The sequence below is a fragment of the Brevibacillus sedimenti genome (assembly GCF_020923495.1).
GTDB lineage: Bacteria > Bacillota > Bacilli > Brevibacillales > Brevibacillaceae > Brevibacillus > Brevibacillus aydinogluensis.
In genome coordinates this window covers 2,697,084-2,712,737 of sequence record NZ_CP064048.1, presented here as the reverse complement: position 1 = coordinate 2,712,737, position 15,654 = coordinate 2,697,084, and the positions used below count along the sequence as shown (strand labels likewise).

The 15,654-nt window shown below is 57.9% G+C and carries 11 protein-coding genes and 1 riboswitch; of the genes, 6 read left to right on the top strand and 5 right to left on the bottom strand.

Annotated elements, in window-relative coordinates; translation table 11 throughout:
• Positions 1-185: 185 nt before the first annotated feature.
• Positions 186-1,154, bottom strand: coding sequence for a GNAT family N-acetyltransferase (locus tag IRT44_RS13255; protein ID WP_212132798.1), 969 nt, complete (start codon positions 1,152-1,154; stop codon positions 186-188).
• A gap of 286 nt (positions 1,155-1,440) precedes the next feature.
• Here IRT44_RS13255 and IRT44_RS13250 point away from each other — a divergent pair, with 286 nt between their 5' ends.
• On the top strand, positions 1,441-2,286 hold the full coding sequence (locus tag IRT44_RS13250) for a sulfurtransferase (RefSeq protein WP_230076808.1): 846 nt from the start codon (positions 1,441-1,443) through the stop codon (positions 2,284-2,286).
• Positions 2,287-2,302: 16 nt separating this feature from the next.
• Here the strand turns inward: IRT44_RS13250 and IRT44_RS13245 are convergent, their stop codons facing one another.
• Positions 2,303-3,496, bottom strand: coding sequence for an MFS transporter (locus tag IRT44_RS13245; protein ID WP_230076807.1), 1,194 nt, complete (start codon positions 3,494-3,496; stop codon positions 2,303-2,305).
• A 241-nt stretch (positions 3,497-3,737) separates the two neighbouring features.
• On the opposite strand from IRT44_RS13245, the gene IRT44_RS13240 reads away from it, so the two are divergent.
• Positions 3,738-4,115, top strand: coding sequence for a MaoC family dehydratase (locus IRT44_RS13240; RefSeq protein ID WP_212132797.1), 378 nt, complete (start codon positions 3,738-3,740; stop codon positions 4,113-4,115).
• 98 nt (positions 4,116-4,213) lie between these two features.
• Here the strand turns inward: IRT44_RS13240 and IRT44_RS13235 are convergent, their stop codons facing one another.
• Positions 4,214-5,812 (bottom strand): peptide chain release factor 3, encoded by a 1,599-nt coding sequence (locus tag IRT44_RS13235; protein WP_230076806.1) that lies wholly within the window; start codon positions 5,810-5,812, stop codon positions 4,214-4,216.
• A 544-nt stretch (positions 5,813-6,356) separates the two neighbouring features.
• On the opposite strand from IRT44_RS13235, the gene IRT44_RS13230 reads away from it, so the two are divergent.
• Positions 6,357-7,877, top strand: coding sequence for a carboxypeptidase M32 (locus tag IRT44_RS13230; RefSeq protein WP_230076805.1), 1,521 nt, complete (start codon positions 6,357-6,359; stop codon positions 7,875-7,877).
• Positions 7,878-8,306: 429 nt separating this feature from the next.
• The gene (locus IRT44_RS13225; RefSeq protein ID WP_230076804.1) at positions 8,307-8,885 is read left to right on the top strand and encodes a mismatch-specific DNA-glycosylase; all 579 of its coding nucleotides are present in this window, start codon (positions 8,307-8,309) and stop codon (positions 8,883-8,885) included.
• Between the two features lie 114 nt (positions 8,886-8,999).
• Here IRT44_RS13225 and IRT44_RS13220 read toward each other — a convergent pair whose 3' ends face one another.
• On the bottom strand, positions 9,000-10,871 hold the full coding sequence (locus IRT44_RS13220) for a bifunctional homocysteine S-methyltransferase/methylenetetrahydrofolate reductase (protein ID WP_171566528.1): 1,872 nt from the start codon (positions 10,869-10,871) through the stop codon (positions 9,000-9,002).
• Between the two features lie 37 nt (positions 10,872-10,908).
• The gene (metH, locus tag IRT44_RS13215) at positions 10,909-14,355 is read right to left on the bottom strand and encodes a methionine synthase (RefSeq protein ID WP_230076803.1); all 3,447 of its coding nucleotides are present in this window, start codon (positions 14,353-14,355) and stop codon (positions 10,909-10,911) included.
• Between the two features lie 115 nt (positions 14,356-14,470).
• A riboswitch (SAM riboswitch) is annotated at positions 14,471-14,569 on the bottom strand.
• Positions 14,570-14,771: 202 nt separating this feature from the next.
• Here metH and IRT44_RS13210 point away from each other — a divergent pair.
• Positions 14,772-14,879: a YjcZ family sporulation protein gene (locus IRT44_RS13210; protein ID WP_171566526.1), complete on the top strand. Its 108-nt coding sequence runs from the start codon at positions 14,772-14,774 to the stop codon at positions 14,877-14,879.
• A gap of 173 nt (positions 14,880-15,052) precedes the next feature.
• A complete protein-coding gene (locus tag IRT44_RS13205; RefSeq protein ID WP_230076802.1) occupies positions 15,053-15,532 on the top strand; it encodes a hypothetical protein in 480 nt (159 codons plus the stop codon).
• Positions 15,533-15,654: the final 122 nt, after the last annotated feature.

The following is a 15,654-nucleotide window of genomic DNA, read 5'->3' as shown; positions in this document are numbered from 1 at the left end:
TGGGATAGACAGGATTGAACCTGACGTTCAATCCTGTCTGTCGCCTGCGATTACAGCAAGCGAATAGTCCAGATGATCGTGCCAACATCTGCTTTCTTTTCAGCAGCTGCAGGGTTGGCAACAGCTTTCAGGAGTTGCTCTTTGTTCATTCCTATCACCTCCTTTCAAGAGCATGCGGATGTTCGCTAGGAGGAAAACGATGCGACCTGTTCTCGTTCACCCAGCTGTGCCAATTGCTCGAACAGTCCGACGACAGCTACTTCCGCGTGCTCCTTTTCTTCTGCTCCGAGTTCTTTCAGCTTGCCCGCCAGCTGCATGTGATGCTCGGAACACCCTGCCTGGACGCCGATCAAACCGCTTTTCGCCTGCTGTTTTGTTATCAATTTTCGTGCAAGATAGGAAACGAATGCGGTCTCCAACTCGCTCTCCCACCATTTCGGCAGAAAACATATCCGGACGATTGGATGACTGTCCGTAGTGGATACGGAAGCGTAGCCGACCAACTCCCCCTCATAACGCAGCTCGTGCACGGCCCCCAGCCACAGGGGCTCGATTACGCCTCCCATTCCCTCGACATGTGTTTGAAACTGTCGGGAAAACATCTGGTTGGCGACGAATTGCAGCGCTTCCTTTACCGCCTTCTTCGGCAATCGGTTCAGCTGGAGCCGGTTGTATACATAATCATGCTTTGGAATGTTGGCCTCCGGGATGAGTATGACGCGATCGTAATAGCGAGTCATTCCCATCTTTTTCGTAGTGAGCTTTAATGATGGTTTATTTTCACTGGAGATTTTTCCGATAAAATAGCGCAGTCCTTTCTGATGTGCATACTGGGCATAACGAACCAGGAACGCGAATCCAGCTCCTTTTGCCTGATATTCCGGATGGATGAAGATGTCCGTCCCAATCGCAACCTGATTCCGGTACATGACAAACATGAAGCCTATTTCCGAACCACTCTCAGCGTCAACCAGCTTTATCCCCTGAAAAAACAGCATGCAGACGAATGGAAAAACCAGATATTGAAACAGGAATTTTTTCAGCGGGTGATTCATCCATGCCCGATACGTCAGATCGCCGGTTTGAAAGAAATGGTTGCAAAGAATCAGGCTGGCTCGATACGCTTCCCACGGCTTCATTTTTGCTATCTTCATGGTTGGGCCTCCCTCATTCCACGCGAAGCGTTTTGCTGTTCCGCCTCGCTGTCCGATGTCGCGTCCCTCTTTAAACATAATACAGATCATGGAAAATACAACATTTTTACCACGATATGTAAGTTTGGGCGGACGAAACGATTAATAGAAGGAACGAGCGGACGCTGGCGAACAGACGAAAGGTACAGTTCGCTTCTCCTGCCGGTGCGGATTCTTTTTTCTGAAAAGTGATTCACGTAAACGGGCTATCTGCTATCATGGAAGAAAAAAGAAAGTAGGGTGAATCATGCAACCGCTCGTTACTCCCCGTTGGCTGTACGAACACCTCCAGGACGACCGGCTGAGCGTCATCGACTGCCGCTTTGCCCTGAACAACCCCGCTCTCGGCGAGGAGCAGTACCGGCAGGAGCACATCCCCGGCGCCCTTTATTTCCATCTGGAGCGGGACTTGTCCGGTCCCAAACAGACACATGGCGGACGCCATCCGCTGCCTGATCCGGAAGCGCTGGCCGCCCGCCTGTCCCTCGCAGGTATTGACGAAAATGTCACCGTGATCGCCTACGACGATCAGGAAATGTCCATGGCCGGCCGGCTTTGGTGGCTGCTCCGCTATCTGGGGCACGAAAAGGCGGCCGTGCTGGACGGCGGATTTGCCGCCTGGAAGAAGGCTGGCTATCCGGTGACGGCCGATGTGCCCACTCCCGCTCCACGCTCCTTTGTCCCCCGGGTGCAGCCGGACATGCTGGCGGACATCCGCAGTGTGCAGGAACGCGGCGAACATACCGCGCTGATCGATTCCCGCGCCGGCGAACGCTACCGCGGCGAACAGGAACCGCTCGATCCAAAAGCGGGACACATTCCCGGCGCCCTGCACTACTTTTACAAGGACAACCTTTCCGCGGACGGCACGATGCTGCCGCCTGAACGGCTGCGGGAGCGGTTTGCCCCCTTGGACGGGCAGGAGATCATCGTCTACTGCGGCTCCGGCGTGACCGCTTGCACCAATCTCCTGGCCCTGCACTCCATCGGCCGGACTGACGCCAAACTGTACCCCGGCAGTTGGAGCGACTGGTGCTCCTACGATCTGCCGGTGGCAAAAGGACCTACTCCATCCGATGACATTGTGAAGTGAGATCGCCTTCCCCCGTTTAGCGATCAATCGGCGTTGCCGCTCCCTGCCGGATCAGCCGGTGCAGACCGGCGAGCAAAAACGCGCCGCCGGTGACAAAAAAGACAATGAAGAACGAGTGGTTCCAGTTGTCGATGAGGCCCGCCACAATCGGGCTGAGAATGGCACCGGCGGAGGTGACGGCGGAAAACAGGCTGAACGCGCTCCCGTACAGCTCGCGCGGCACGTGAAGCATCAAAACAGTGGACAAGGCCGGGAACAGAAGGCCGGAACAGATGCCGAACAGAAACATCATCACATACAGCGACACATCCAGGCCAATCGCCAGCCCGTACGCAAGCAGACTCATCAGGCAGAGGCCGACGAGCGTGCGCTGCTCCGGAGACGTGCGGGCCAGCCAGAACTGGCTGAGCGCCGCCAGCGCCCCCAATCCCTTGAGACTGAACAAAATACCCGTCACAGAAGGCGACAGATCGCTCCGTTGGATGAGCATGGGGACCTCGTAAATCAGCACCCCCTGTGCGTAGACGACGGCAAACCCGCCGACAAAGGCGGGATAGAGGTACGGGTTTGCCACCACGGCCAGCAGCGAAGACATCTGCGGCAGGCGGGCAGCGACGGCCGCATTGTCGGCGTTGTTGGCAGCGCTGACGGATGCGCTCCCGCCGCCCGCTCGGCGGCCGGGCAGGACCAACAGGGCAAACACCCCGGCAGCTCCCATGATGCCGCCCAGGATGACAAACGACTGCCCGTAACCAAACTGTACCGCCAGGAAGCTGCCCACCGCAGGCGAGACGATCGCCGCTGTCGTCAGCACCATCCCGTTTTTCGCCATCAGTTCGCCCTGTTCCGCCCTCGTCTGTCCGGTTTCCCCCAGCATGGCAAAACAGGCCGGTGAGACAAACGCCATCAAAAACCCCAAAATCAGGCGCAGCACGAAGAAATGCTCCGGCGCCTGCACCACCCCCTGGCCGCTCAGGATCAGCCCGGCCAGGAGCAGCCCTCCGGCGACAAACCACTTTTTCGGAAAGCGATCCAAAAACGGTCCGGCGATCAGGTTGCCGGCCAGGTTGCTGATCGCGTACGCCCCCAGAACCACGCCGATCATCGCCCCCGACGCCCCCAGCACGAGCATGTACGGCGCAAGCAGTGGCGTCTGCGCATGCATGTCAAACGATACGAGAAACAAGACGACAAACAGGAGAACCCGCATTTCCTTCCACTCCCTTCTCTATCTCCCATCTATATGACGCAGGTCGTCCACATAGAAAGGAGCTGTCTTACCAGGAGGCACCCGATTGGTTTTTCGGATCATGGTGATGTCCTCGGGAGGTGTTGCGTTCCCTTTGTTGACGTTTAGACAGAATATTTTGTGTAATACCAAAATTGACAAGCGCCCAATCCAACCAATTGGTATTTCCTACAGTTGCAACCGGACGCAGAAGAAAAGGAGGATGCTTATGCAGGCTGGCGATGTCTTGACCTGGGAGAGGACATTTACCGAGCAGGATGTGCGGGAGTTTTGCAGAATCTCCGGCGACAACGGCGCGCACCATGTTACACCGGACGAACACGGGCGTTTGGTGGTGCATGGTTTACTGACCGCTACCTTGCCGACGAAAATTGGCGGGGACCTGCATGTTCTGGCCAGGAACATGACATTTACCTTTCTCCGGCCGGTCTTTACGGGAGACACGATTCGCTGTGAAGTGACCATCACCCGTTACGAACGGCAGGAAAGCCGGGCGGAAATCGCTGCCACTGCGGAGTGCTATAACCAGGAGGGAAAAAAAGTACTGGAAGGCACGTTTGACGGGATTATCAGGTGTTAGAAAAGGAGACTCCCCCGGTTGAGAGTCTCCCGTATCGGACATGTCATTCGCACCATATGGGCGAATGTGCTTTGTTGGTTTGCTCGTACCGTTGCCGCCTAGGCATGCACTGTTTTCAATCCCAGCGAGCTTTCGTGGAACTTGATGTTTGGATACTTTTCCATCGCCATCCGCAGTTGGTACTCGCTCTCAAACAGCATCACCGGCCGGCCGTAACGGTCCGTCACCGTTTTGTTCTTCAAGGCGTCCAGCGCCGCCTTGTCTCCTTCCAGCCAGCGGGCGATCTGGTACGGCAGGCGGGTCAGCGTGATCTCCACCCCGTACTCCGCTTTCAGCCGGTACTCCAGCACTTCAAACTGAAGCACCCCGACCACGCCGAGAATCAGCTCCTCCATCGGGTAGGTGCGGAACAGCTGCACCGTTCCTTCCTCCGTCAACTGCATGATCCCTTTTTGGAACTGCTTGTGCTTCATCGCGTCCTTTACCATTACCCGGGAGAAAAACTCCGGCGAAAAGTGGGGCATCTCTTCATACTCGAACGGCTTCCCGACGCAGAGCGTGTCGCCGATCTGGAAGATGCCCGGGTCGAACAGGCCGATGACGTCTCCGGCGTACGACTCCTCGACAATTTCCCGGTCCTGGGCCATAAACTGCACCGGCTGGGCCAGCTTGATATCTTTTCCCAGTCGCACGTGTCGGACGGTCATGCCGCGTTCAAAACGACCCGAGCAAATGCGCAGAAACGCCACACGGTCGCGGTGCGCCGGATTCATGTTGGCCTGGATTTTGAAAATAAAGCCGGAAAACGGATTGCTGCATGGGTCAATCAGGCCCACACTGCTCTTCTTGGGCGACGGCGGCGGAGCCATTTGCAAAAAGTTGTCGAGGAACGTCTGCACCCCGAAATTGCTGATCGCACTGCCGAAAAAGACGGGGGTCAGTTCTCCTTTGCCGATCAACTCCATGTCAAAGGCGTCGCCCGCCACGTCAAGCAGGGCGATTTCCTCCTGAAGCTGCTGCCACAAATCCTGACCGACGCGTTCACCGATCAGCGGATCGTCCGGGCCGCTCACCTCGAAGAAGCGGATGTCCTCATGCTGCGAGCCGTCTTCATACAGTTCCACACGCGATTTCATCCGGTCATACACGCCGCTGAAGTGGCTCCCCATGCCGATCGGCCAGTTCATCGGGTAGGAGCGGATGCCCAGCACCCGTTCAATTTCTTCCAGCAGCTCGAACGGGTCTTTGCCGTGTCGGTCCAGCTTGTTGATAAAGGTAAAAATCGGGATGCCGCGCATCCGGCAAACCTTGAACAGCTTGATCGTCTGCGCCTCTACCCCTTTGGCCACGTCGATGATCATCACCGCTGCGTCAGCAGCCGTCAGCGTCCGGTACGTGTCCTCGCTGAAGTCTTGGTGGCCCGGTGTATCCAGAATGTTGATGCGATGCCCCTTGTATTCGAAATCCATCGCGCTGGACGTGACGGAGATACCGCGCTTCTTTTCAATTTCCATCCAGTCGGAGGTGGCGTGTTTGGAATTCTTCCGCCCCTTGACCATCCCCGCCTCACGGATCGCTCCGCCGTAGTACAGCAGCTTTTCCGTCATTGTCGTCTTGCCCGCGTCCGGGTGGGAGATAATCGCAAAGGTGCGCCGTCTGGCAATCTCTTGTTCCCATTTGGGGTTTTTTTGACTCATCTTCATTCTCCTGTCGTAGTTCTTTGCCATAGCGTATTCCATAATGGATTCCATAACAACGATTATAACGACAAACTGACGTGTGAGCCAGTTCCAGCTTGTAGACAAAGTCCGAAACGCATGGGAGATCGGGCCCGCTCGCTCGCTTGACGCCCAGCAAAGAAGCAGATGAAGTCCGCTCCAAAACGAGACGCGGGCAGGGGACAAACATCTGGGTGTTTCGATGAAGTAAGACTTGTGTCCCCTGTGTATCCCCGCGTCTTTCGTTTTTCCGCTGAGCAGGTCGTCAAAGGAGCTCGCTTGGCCCATCCCTCCATGCGATGTACATTGTCTTCCGCTTCGGTTGATGAATGGGCAGGCCTTCCGGCCTGAAAATCGTTTTCTTGTGGGCGATTACTCAATGAATGAAACTGACGTGTGAGCCAGTTCGTATCTTTCCTTTTCCATCAGATCAGGTATAATAGTGGATTATAAAGTAGTAAAAATTTTTTGACTGCATGTGCATCCTACCATGTGCATCCTACATAGAAAAGGGAGGAACCCTATGACAAGCTCTGTGGAAAATCGTGCAGCTGCTTTTCGCGAGTATGTGAAAAAAATGACCAGCTTCGGCCAGGCGCTTGCCGTGCTGCATTGGGACATGCGCACACAGGCGCCGCGCAAAGGGATGGACGCCCGCTCCGAGGTGATCGGCGTGCTGTCCGGCGAACAGTTCAAACTGGCCACCTCCAAGGAAATGGAAGAACACCTGGAGGCACTGAGCGAACCGGCCGTGCTTGATTCGCTCGACCCCATCACCCGGGCGACGGTACTGGAGTGCAAAAAGGAGTTTGACCGCAACAAAAAAATTCCGGCGGACCGCTACCAGGAGTTTGTGGTGCTAACCTCGCAGGCGGAGACCATCTGGGAGGAAGCGCGGGCCAACAGCGATTTCGCCATGTTCCGCCCCTATCTGGAAAAAATCGTCGACTTCCAGCTTGAGTTTATCGACTACTGGGGCTGCGACGGCAAAAACAAGTACAACACCCTGCTTGATCTGTACGAGCCGGGCGTGACCGTAGACCAGTTGGACCCGATCTTTGCCACCCTGCGTGAAAAAACGGTCAAGCTGGTGGCGGCCATCGCCGAGTCGCCGCACAAACCAGACACGTCTTTCCTGAAAAATCACTTCCCGGAGAGCGAGCAGGATGCGTTCAGCCGATATGTCCTGGAGAAGATCGGGTACGACTTCCAGGCAGGACGCATGGATCGCAGCGTACATCCGTTCTGCACGTCGTTCAACCCGGGCGACGTCCGAATTACGACCCGTTTCGACCCGAACGACTTCAACTCAGCGCTGTTCAGCTGCATTCACGAAGCCGGTCACGCCATGTACGAGCAAAACATCAATCCGGAGCTGCTGGGCACGCCGCTGTGCGAAGGCACTTCGATGGGCATCCATGAATCCCAGTCCCGCTACTGGGAAAACATGATTGGGCGCAGCCTGCCGTTCTGGCAGCATTTCTACGGTGATCTGCTGAAAGCCTTTCCGGTTCAGTTTGCCGGTGTGGACGTCGAACAGTTCTACCGCGCGATCAATGAGGTCACTCCATCGTTTATTCGTACGGAAGCGGACGAACTGACGTACAACCTGCACGTCATGATCCGCTACGAGATTGAAAAAGGGCTGATCAACCAAACGATCGAGGTGGCCGACCTGCCCGCCATCTGGAACGACAAAATGAAGGAGTACCTCGGCATCGTCCCGGCCAACGACAAGGAAGGCGTGCTGCAGGACGTGCATTGGGCGGGAGGCAGCTTCGGTTACTTCCCCACCTATTCGTTGGGCAACGTCTACGCCGCCCAGTTTACCCATGTGATGCGCAAGGAGCTCAGCGGCTACGATGAACTGGTGGCCAAGGGCGAGTTTGGACCGATTCGTCAGTGGCTGAAGGAGCGCATCCATCAGCACGGCAAAACAAAGAGCCCAAACGAGCTGGTGAAGGAGATCACCGGCGAGGGGATCAACGCATCGTACCTGATGGACTATCTGGAAAGCAAGTACACGTACATCTACAAGCTGTAAGAAGAGTGAGCGCCTCGCAAGTCGAGGCGCTCAGCGTGTAGACAAAGTTCGCGGCGCATGGGAGATCGGGCCCGCTCGCTCGCTTCACGCCCAGCACAGAAGCGGATGAAGTCCGCTCCAAAACGAGACGCGGGCAGGGGACAAACATTTGGGTGTTTCGATGAAGTGAGACTTGTGTCCCCTGTTGGTCCCCGCGTCTTCGTTTTTCCGCTGAGCCGGTCGTCAAAGGAGCTCGCTTGGCCCATCTCTCCATGCGATGCACATTGTCTTTCGCTTCGGTTGATGAATGGTCAGGCCTTTCGGCCTGGAAATCATTTTCTTATGGACGCTTATTCAATGAACCGTTTGTCTTCAGTCTGAGCGCTCGCAAGTCGAGGCGCTCTCAGTGTATACAAAGTCGTGTTCAATGGGGCAAAAGGAGGTGCAACGGTGGTACACTTTACTGAAAAATGGCTGCCCACCTACATCCGCCGCGATCTGATTGTGCTGTTCTGCGGCATTAATCCGGGGCGTGTATCGGCGACAGTCGGCTATCACTACGCCAATCCGTCCAATCTGTTCTGGCGCGGGCTGTACGAAGGCGGCCTTACCCCCCGGCAGCTAAAGCCGGAAGAGACGGCATGCCTGCTTGAGTACGGATACGGCATCACTGATCTGGTCTGTCGCCCCACCCGCTCCTCCGGTGAGCTGCGGGAAGCGGATTTCTCTGCCGGAGCGAAACAGTTCCGGCAGATGGTCCAGACGTACCGTCCCCGGGTCATCTGCTTTAACGGCATTACTGCGTACCGTCACGCCACCGGGCGCAAAAAGGAAGCACTCTCGCTCGGCCTGCAGCCGCAGCTCGCCTTTGGAACCGCGGATTGGGCCGGCAGCCGTCTGTTCGTCATCCCCTCCACCAGCGGCGCCAACGCCTCCTATACGCGGGAAGAACGGCTGGCGATGTTCGGTGAGCTGAGCCGGTTCCTGCGCGAGCAAGGGTGGCATCCGCTCGATCCGCAACGCACGTAAGCCCCCGCCCCGCAAGGTACGGCAGACAGCATGCCCCAAAAAAAGACTCGGGCACGACGGTACCGATGATGATACCGCCCGCCCGAGTGATGTTGGCACGGTTGGTTGCAGGCATCAGGCCTTTGCGGCCGTTTTCAGCAATTGGCTCTGCTGACGAACGTACTGGATCAGCTCCACGCTCATCTGGTAGTAGTTAAACGGCGTGATCAAATAGATTCCGTTGAAGTAGGTGATGGCCACGTCCAGCAGCTCCTTGGCCATCTTGATGCCTTCCTGTCTGGCCGCTTCTCCCTGAACACGCCTCATCCGCTCCCTCGCTTCGTCGGAGAGCTTGATCCCCGGCACTTCGTTGTGCAGAAATTCCGCGTTGCGCGAGCTGGTCAGCGGCATGATCCCGATAAACACCGGAATCTTGATGTGTTTCGTCGCATCGTGGACGAGCCGGATTGACTCTGCGTCGTACACAGGCTGCGTCATGATGAAGTCGGCTCCAGCCTCCACCTTTTTCTCCAGCCGTTTGATCGCGGCTTCGATGTGGCGCACGTTGGGGTTGAAGGCTGCGCCCACGATGAACTGCGCCTTTTGTTTCAGCGGCCGGCCGGAGAACGAGATGCCTTCGTTGAGCTGTTTGACCATGCGGATCAAGTCAAACGACGTGACATCAAACACCGAGCTGGCTCCCGGCAAGTCACCAAAGCGGGAGGGGTCGCCGGTCACCACCAGCACCTGGTCGATGCCGAGCGCGTGCAGTCCCATCAAGTGAGACTGCTGCCCGATCAGATTGCGGTCCCGGCAGGCGATGTGTACGAGCGGATCGATGCCGTACTGGCTTTTCATGATCGCTCCCAGCGCCATGTTGCTCATCCGAACGTTGGCCAGCGAGTTGTCCGCCAGGGTGATGGCGTCCGCTCCGGCCTTGTGCAGCTCAAAACAGCCGGTCAAGAATCCTTCTGTGTCCAGATCCTTTGGCGGGTCAAATTCTACAATAATTGTAGTGCCGGTTTTGACCCGCTCCACGATGCTGGGTTTCTGCCGCTCCCTGACGCTGTACGAGGCGACGGACGGCCGCTCCGTCAACGCTTCGGACGGGTTGACGCGCGGCAGCGGTGCAAGTCCCTTCAGCGCTTCCGCCATGGCCCGGACGTGGTCCGGCGTGGTTCCGCAACAGCCGCCCAACAGGCGCACGCCTTGTTCCCGGAGGCGCAGCGCGCTCTCGGCAAAGTACTCCGGTGAGGACTTGTAGGCGTACTCGCCGTCGCTGATGCCGAGCCGGCCCGCATTGGGAAAGGCGGAGAGCAGCGCCCCATCCGGCACGCTCGCGCTCTCGAACGAGCGGAGAATCTCAGCCGGCCCCAGCCGACAGTTGAGACCGATGATGTCCGCCCCCGCCTTTTGCAGCTGGGAAAACGCCTCCGTCAGCGTATAGCCGTCACGGGTCCGTCCCACGTCCAGCGTCGCCAACTGGCAAATCAGCGGCAGGCCGGTGAGCGGGCGGATCACGTCAATCGCGAGCAGCAGTTCCTCCAGGTCGAGAAACGTTTCCAGAATCAAGCCGTCCACTCCGGCGTGCAGCAGCGCGATCGCCTGCTCTTCAAACTGATCGCGGTACTCGTCCAGCACTTTTTTCCGCACCCGTCCGGCGATGATGGAGCCGATGCTGCCGACGACATAGGCGTCGTCCTGTGCCGCCTCGCGGGCGATTGTGACGGCGACGCGGTTGATGCGCGTCACCTTGTGCTCCAGCCCGTAACGGGCGAGCGCGTCCCGATTGGCGCCGAACGTGTTGGTTTCCATCAAGCGCGCTCCTGCCTCGTAATACGCCTTGTGCACGTCGTACACCAGGCGCGGATTAGTCAGGCACAGTTCCTCAAAACTGACGCCCACCGGCACCCCCGAACGGTACAACTGGGTCGCCATCGCCCCATCCCCGACCAGCAGGTGGTCTCGCAAATATTCGCGCAAATCTTTTTTGGCTGTCAAATCCATCCCTTCTCTCCCATTGCTCTGTGAAAAGTCTATCGGTCTACAGGTCGAACGCGGACGGGCCGGCGTTGAAATACCGCGCCTCCGGATGGGCGAAGACCATCGCCGAGACGGAGGCTTCCGGCTCCATCATGAACCCTTCCGTAAGCTGGATGCCAATGTCCTCCGGTTTCAATAAACGGAACAGCTTGGCCTGATCCTCCAGGTTGGGGCAGGCCGGGTAACCGAACGAGACGCGAATCCCCTGATAACGGGCACCAAACCGCTCCAGCATGGTCATCTCCGCCGGATCGGGGAAGCCCCAGACGTCCCGCATCACGTGGTGCAGCCGCTCCGCGAAGGCTTCCGCCAATTCCAGCGCCAGCGCCTGCAGGACGTGGGAACGGAGGTAGTCCCCCCGCTCTTTCAACAGGGCGGAGCGCTCGCGGATGCCGGAGCCGGCCGTCACGGCCAAAAACCCGACGTAATCCATCTCGCCGCTCTCTACTGGCCTGAGGAAGTCAGACAGACAGAGATACGGTTCCTCCTGCTGGCGAGGGAAGTGGAAGCGCTCCAGCAGACGGCTGTGGTCGCGCGGATCGTAGACGAGGATGTCGTCGCCATCCGCCTGGGCGGGGAAAAACTGATACATCCCGTGCGCCGTGATCGTGCCGTCCTGATTGGCTTCCGCCAGCAGCTCCTGCACCAGCTGATACAGCCCGGTCACTTTTTCATCTCCGGTCTCCAGCAGTTTCTCCACGTTGCCGCGGACGCCGAGATGCTTGCCGAGCAGCATCCGCAGGTTGAGGTAGGGCTGCAGATGGCTGATCGGATAGTGGCGCAGCACATGCCGCTCGCAGTCGGGCGGCACGTGAACGGGCACGGTGCGGTTGACGGCGGAGCGCTTCGGCTTGAGCGATGACGCCGCTGTTTCGGCCTGCTTCGTCGTCGACGCTTCCTCTTCCGCTGCCTGCTGAGCCGCACGCAGCTTTTCCCGTTCCACGGGGTCCTGCAGGCGGTTGACCAGGTCGAGCCCATCCATCGCGTCCTTGGCGTACAGCACGATTCCCTTGTACTCCGGCGCGATCCGGTTGGAGGTAAACTTGCGGGTCAGGGCCGCGCCGCCTACCAACAGCGGCACGTCAATCCCGGCTGCCCGCAGGTCCTGGGCGGTAATCACCATCTGCTGCGCCGACTTGACCAGCAGGCCCGACAGGCCGATCGCGTCTGGCTGCTCTTCACGGCAGGCGGCAATCAGCTGCTCCGGCGGCACCTTGATGCCCAGGTTGACCACTTCGTACCCGTTGTTGGCGAGGATGATCTCCACCAGGTTCTTGCCGATGTCATGCACGTCCCCTTTTACCGTCGCCAGCAAAATTTTCCCTTTGGTGGCCGTCTCCGTCTTTTCCATGTAAGGTTCCAGGAACGATACGGAGGCCTTCATCACTTCGGCGCTCTGCAGCACTTCCGCGACGATCAGTTGGTTGTCGTTGAACAGCCGGCCTACCTCTTCCATCCCGGCCATCAGCGGACCGTTGATGATTTCCAGCGGCGTGTATTTCTCCAGCGCCAGCTTCAGGTCGTCCATCAGCCCGTCCTTGGAGCCTTCCACCACGTAACGGGCCAGACGCTCTTCCAGCGTGAGCGACGACGCTTCCACGCGTACTTCCTTTTTCTTCTGCCGGTAAAACTCGGTAAAGGCGGCCAGCGTCTCGTCGTTGGTCTCAAACAGGAGCGCCTCTGCCAATCGCCGCTCCTCTTCCGGAATGGAGGCGTAGCGTTCCAGCTTCTCGGTATTGACGATGGCGTAATCAAGTCCGGCCAGAGTCGTATGGTAAAGGAAGACGGCGTTCAGCACCTCCCGTCCGGCCGCCGGCAGCCCGAACGAGACGTTGCTGATGCCGAGAATCGTCTTGCACTCCGGCATCGCCTCCTTGATCAGGCGGAGGCCTTCCACCGTCTCGCGGGCGGAGCCGATGTACTGCTCGTCGCCGGTGCCCACCGGAAAGACCAGCGGATCGAAAATGATGTCGCGCGGGTTGACCCCGAATCGATTGACCAGCAGATCGTAGGCGCGTTTGGCCACTTCCAGCTTCCGTTCCCGGGTGACTGCCATGCCGGTCTCGTCGATCGTGCCGACGACCACAGCCGCGCCGTACTTGTGAATCAGCGGCGCCACCTGTTCAAACCGCTCCAGCCCGTCTTCCAGGTTGATCGAGTTGAGAATCGCCTTGCCCTGCGAGTACCGCAGTCCAAGTTCCATGACGCGCACGTCGGTGGAGTCGATCATCAGCGGCGCTTTCACTTTTTTGATGACAAACTGCAGGAACTTCTCCATGTCCCCGTACTCATCCCGGTCCGGGTCGGCGAGACAGATGTCAATGATCTGTGCCCCCCGCTTTACCTGGGCGCGGGCGATGTCGGACGCTTCCTCGTACTTCCCGGCCGCGATCAGGTCGCGGAATTTTTTCGACCCGATCACGTTGCTCCTCTCTCCGACAAGCAGCGGCCGATTGTCTGCTTCCGCGTAGACGACCTCGATCCCCGACACGGCGCTGACCGGCTGTCCGGCCGGGACACGGGGCTTGCAGTCCTTCAATGCTTCCGCCAGCGCGCGGATATGCTCCGGCGTCGTGCCGCAGCATCCTCCGGCGACGTTGAGCCAGCCCTGCTCGGCAAACGCCCGCATCTTGGCGGCCAGTCCGTTCGGCGTCTCGTGGTAATGGCCGTTTTCATCCGGCAGGCCGGCGTTGGGATAACAGCTCACCCCGCACTGGGCCAAATTCGCCAGCGTGCGCAGATGGTCACGCATGAACTCCGGCCCGGTGGCGCAGTTCAGACCAATGGTAATCGGCTTCAGATGCTCCAACGAGACGTAAAACGCTTCGATGGTTTGCCCGGCCAGGGTCGTGCCCATCGGCTCAATCGTGCCGGAGATCATCACCGGCACTTCCCTGCCCAGCTCCGCGAACGCCCGGCGAATGCCGATGCCGCCGGCCTTGACGTTTAAGGTGTCCTGCGAGGTCTCCAAAAGCAGCGCATCCACGCCGCCGATCAGCAGCCCTTTCGCCTGCCGGTAGTACGCTTCCACCAGCTCTTCAAAGGTGACGCCTCCCGTCAGAGACAGCGTCTTGGTCGTCGGCCCCATCGAGCCTGCGACGTAACGCGGCCACTCCGGGGTGGAATAGGCATCAGCCGCTTCCCGTGCCAGCCGGGCTGCAGCGATGTTGATCTCCAGATCTTTGTCTGCCACGTCGTACTCGGCCAGGACGATCGAGGTGGCACCAAACGTGTTGGTCTCCACGATGTCCGCACCCGCCTCCAGGTATTTTTCATGAATGGAGCGGATCACGTCAGGACGGGTGAGATTGAGCAGCTCGTTACAGCCTTCGTAGGCCTCACCGCCAAAATCATCAGCAGTCAGGCTGGCCTGTTGCAGCATCGTCCCCATCGCACCGTCCAGAATCAGAATTTTCCGGTAAAGCTGTTCACGAAGACTTATTTTCATGGGGCAAACTCCTTTTCTTCCAAACTCACACGCATTGGTCCGTGTACAATAAAAAATCCTCTTCTGTGTGCAACAAGAAGAGGATTTGTCCGCGAAACATACACGCATGACCATCCTCTTATCTTTCAAAGCACACGCTTTGCTGGAATTGGCACCTGGTAATCCGGTTGCCGAGGCTTCATTGGGCCAGTCCCTCAACCTCTCTGGATAAGAGTCGTCACTGTCTGTTATGCAGTTTTGTCAAACGGTAACGATGTTTGAATGTATCTTAACACCCCCTTTTCCTCGCGTCAATGTAGAATTTGTCTATTTTCTCCAGACTGCCCCCGCCCATTTTTTGCGAGCTGGTCATTCGCCCACAACAACCGGCACATTCGTGTATAGACTAAAGCATACGGAAAGGAGGGGAAACAACAATGAGTACTTCCTACTGCGGTTCCGGCTTTTTCGGTGACACGTTCGCAATTGTGCTCGTTCTGTTTATCCTGTTGGTCATCGTCGGGTGTTCGAACGACTGCAACTAAACGAGTGCGTACATCAACAAGGAGCCTAGCTAAACCTAGGCTCTTTTTTCGCTGGACAACCCTGTCCGCCTGCCGTTCCCTGCGGGACGTTTGCGCCTGATGCTGGTTCGTTGTCAGCCGCTGTCCGTTTTTGCTATGATGAAAAGCGATTCCGTACAAAGGAGCGAACCGCTGTGGATCAATTGGTACCCTGTAACCGACAGGAATTCCTCTCTCGCCTGGAGACGGTGAAAGAGTTGGAGCACACGGATTTTGAGACATATTCAATCGTCAAGAATCAAGCGACGGGGCAGCACTACCTGCGTTATTCGTTTACGCATGTCAACCTGTTTGAAGGAGGCAGGCGGGACGAATACGACCACTTCCTCCCGCTGGAATCGGACGACGTGCTGGGCATTCTGTTTGGCGACCAGCCCTATCGCTTTCCCGATCACTGGCGCTCTCCCTATCTGCGCAGCGGGACGGATGAGCGGCTGATGCCGTTTGATCCCAGTGAAAACCACGATCTTAAGGAAGCGGCCGAAGCAGAACGATCGCTGCTCGCCAAGCTGGCCCAGTACAAGCGGCAGTGGCAGTCGGCCGACGACAAGGAACGGCTGACGCGGGACCTGTTCCACGATTTGGACGATTTGCTGAAAAAACCGGAAGAGTGAGTTGCATCCCGCAGGAGATGCCGCTATAATGCTAGAAGAATATCGTTGTCGCTGAAGAGGAGAGTACTCCGTCAGAAAGCAGAAGCGAGCCGGGGACGGTGGGAGCCCGGTGCAAACTGACG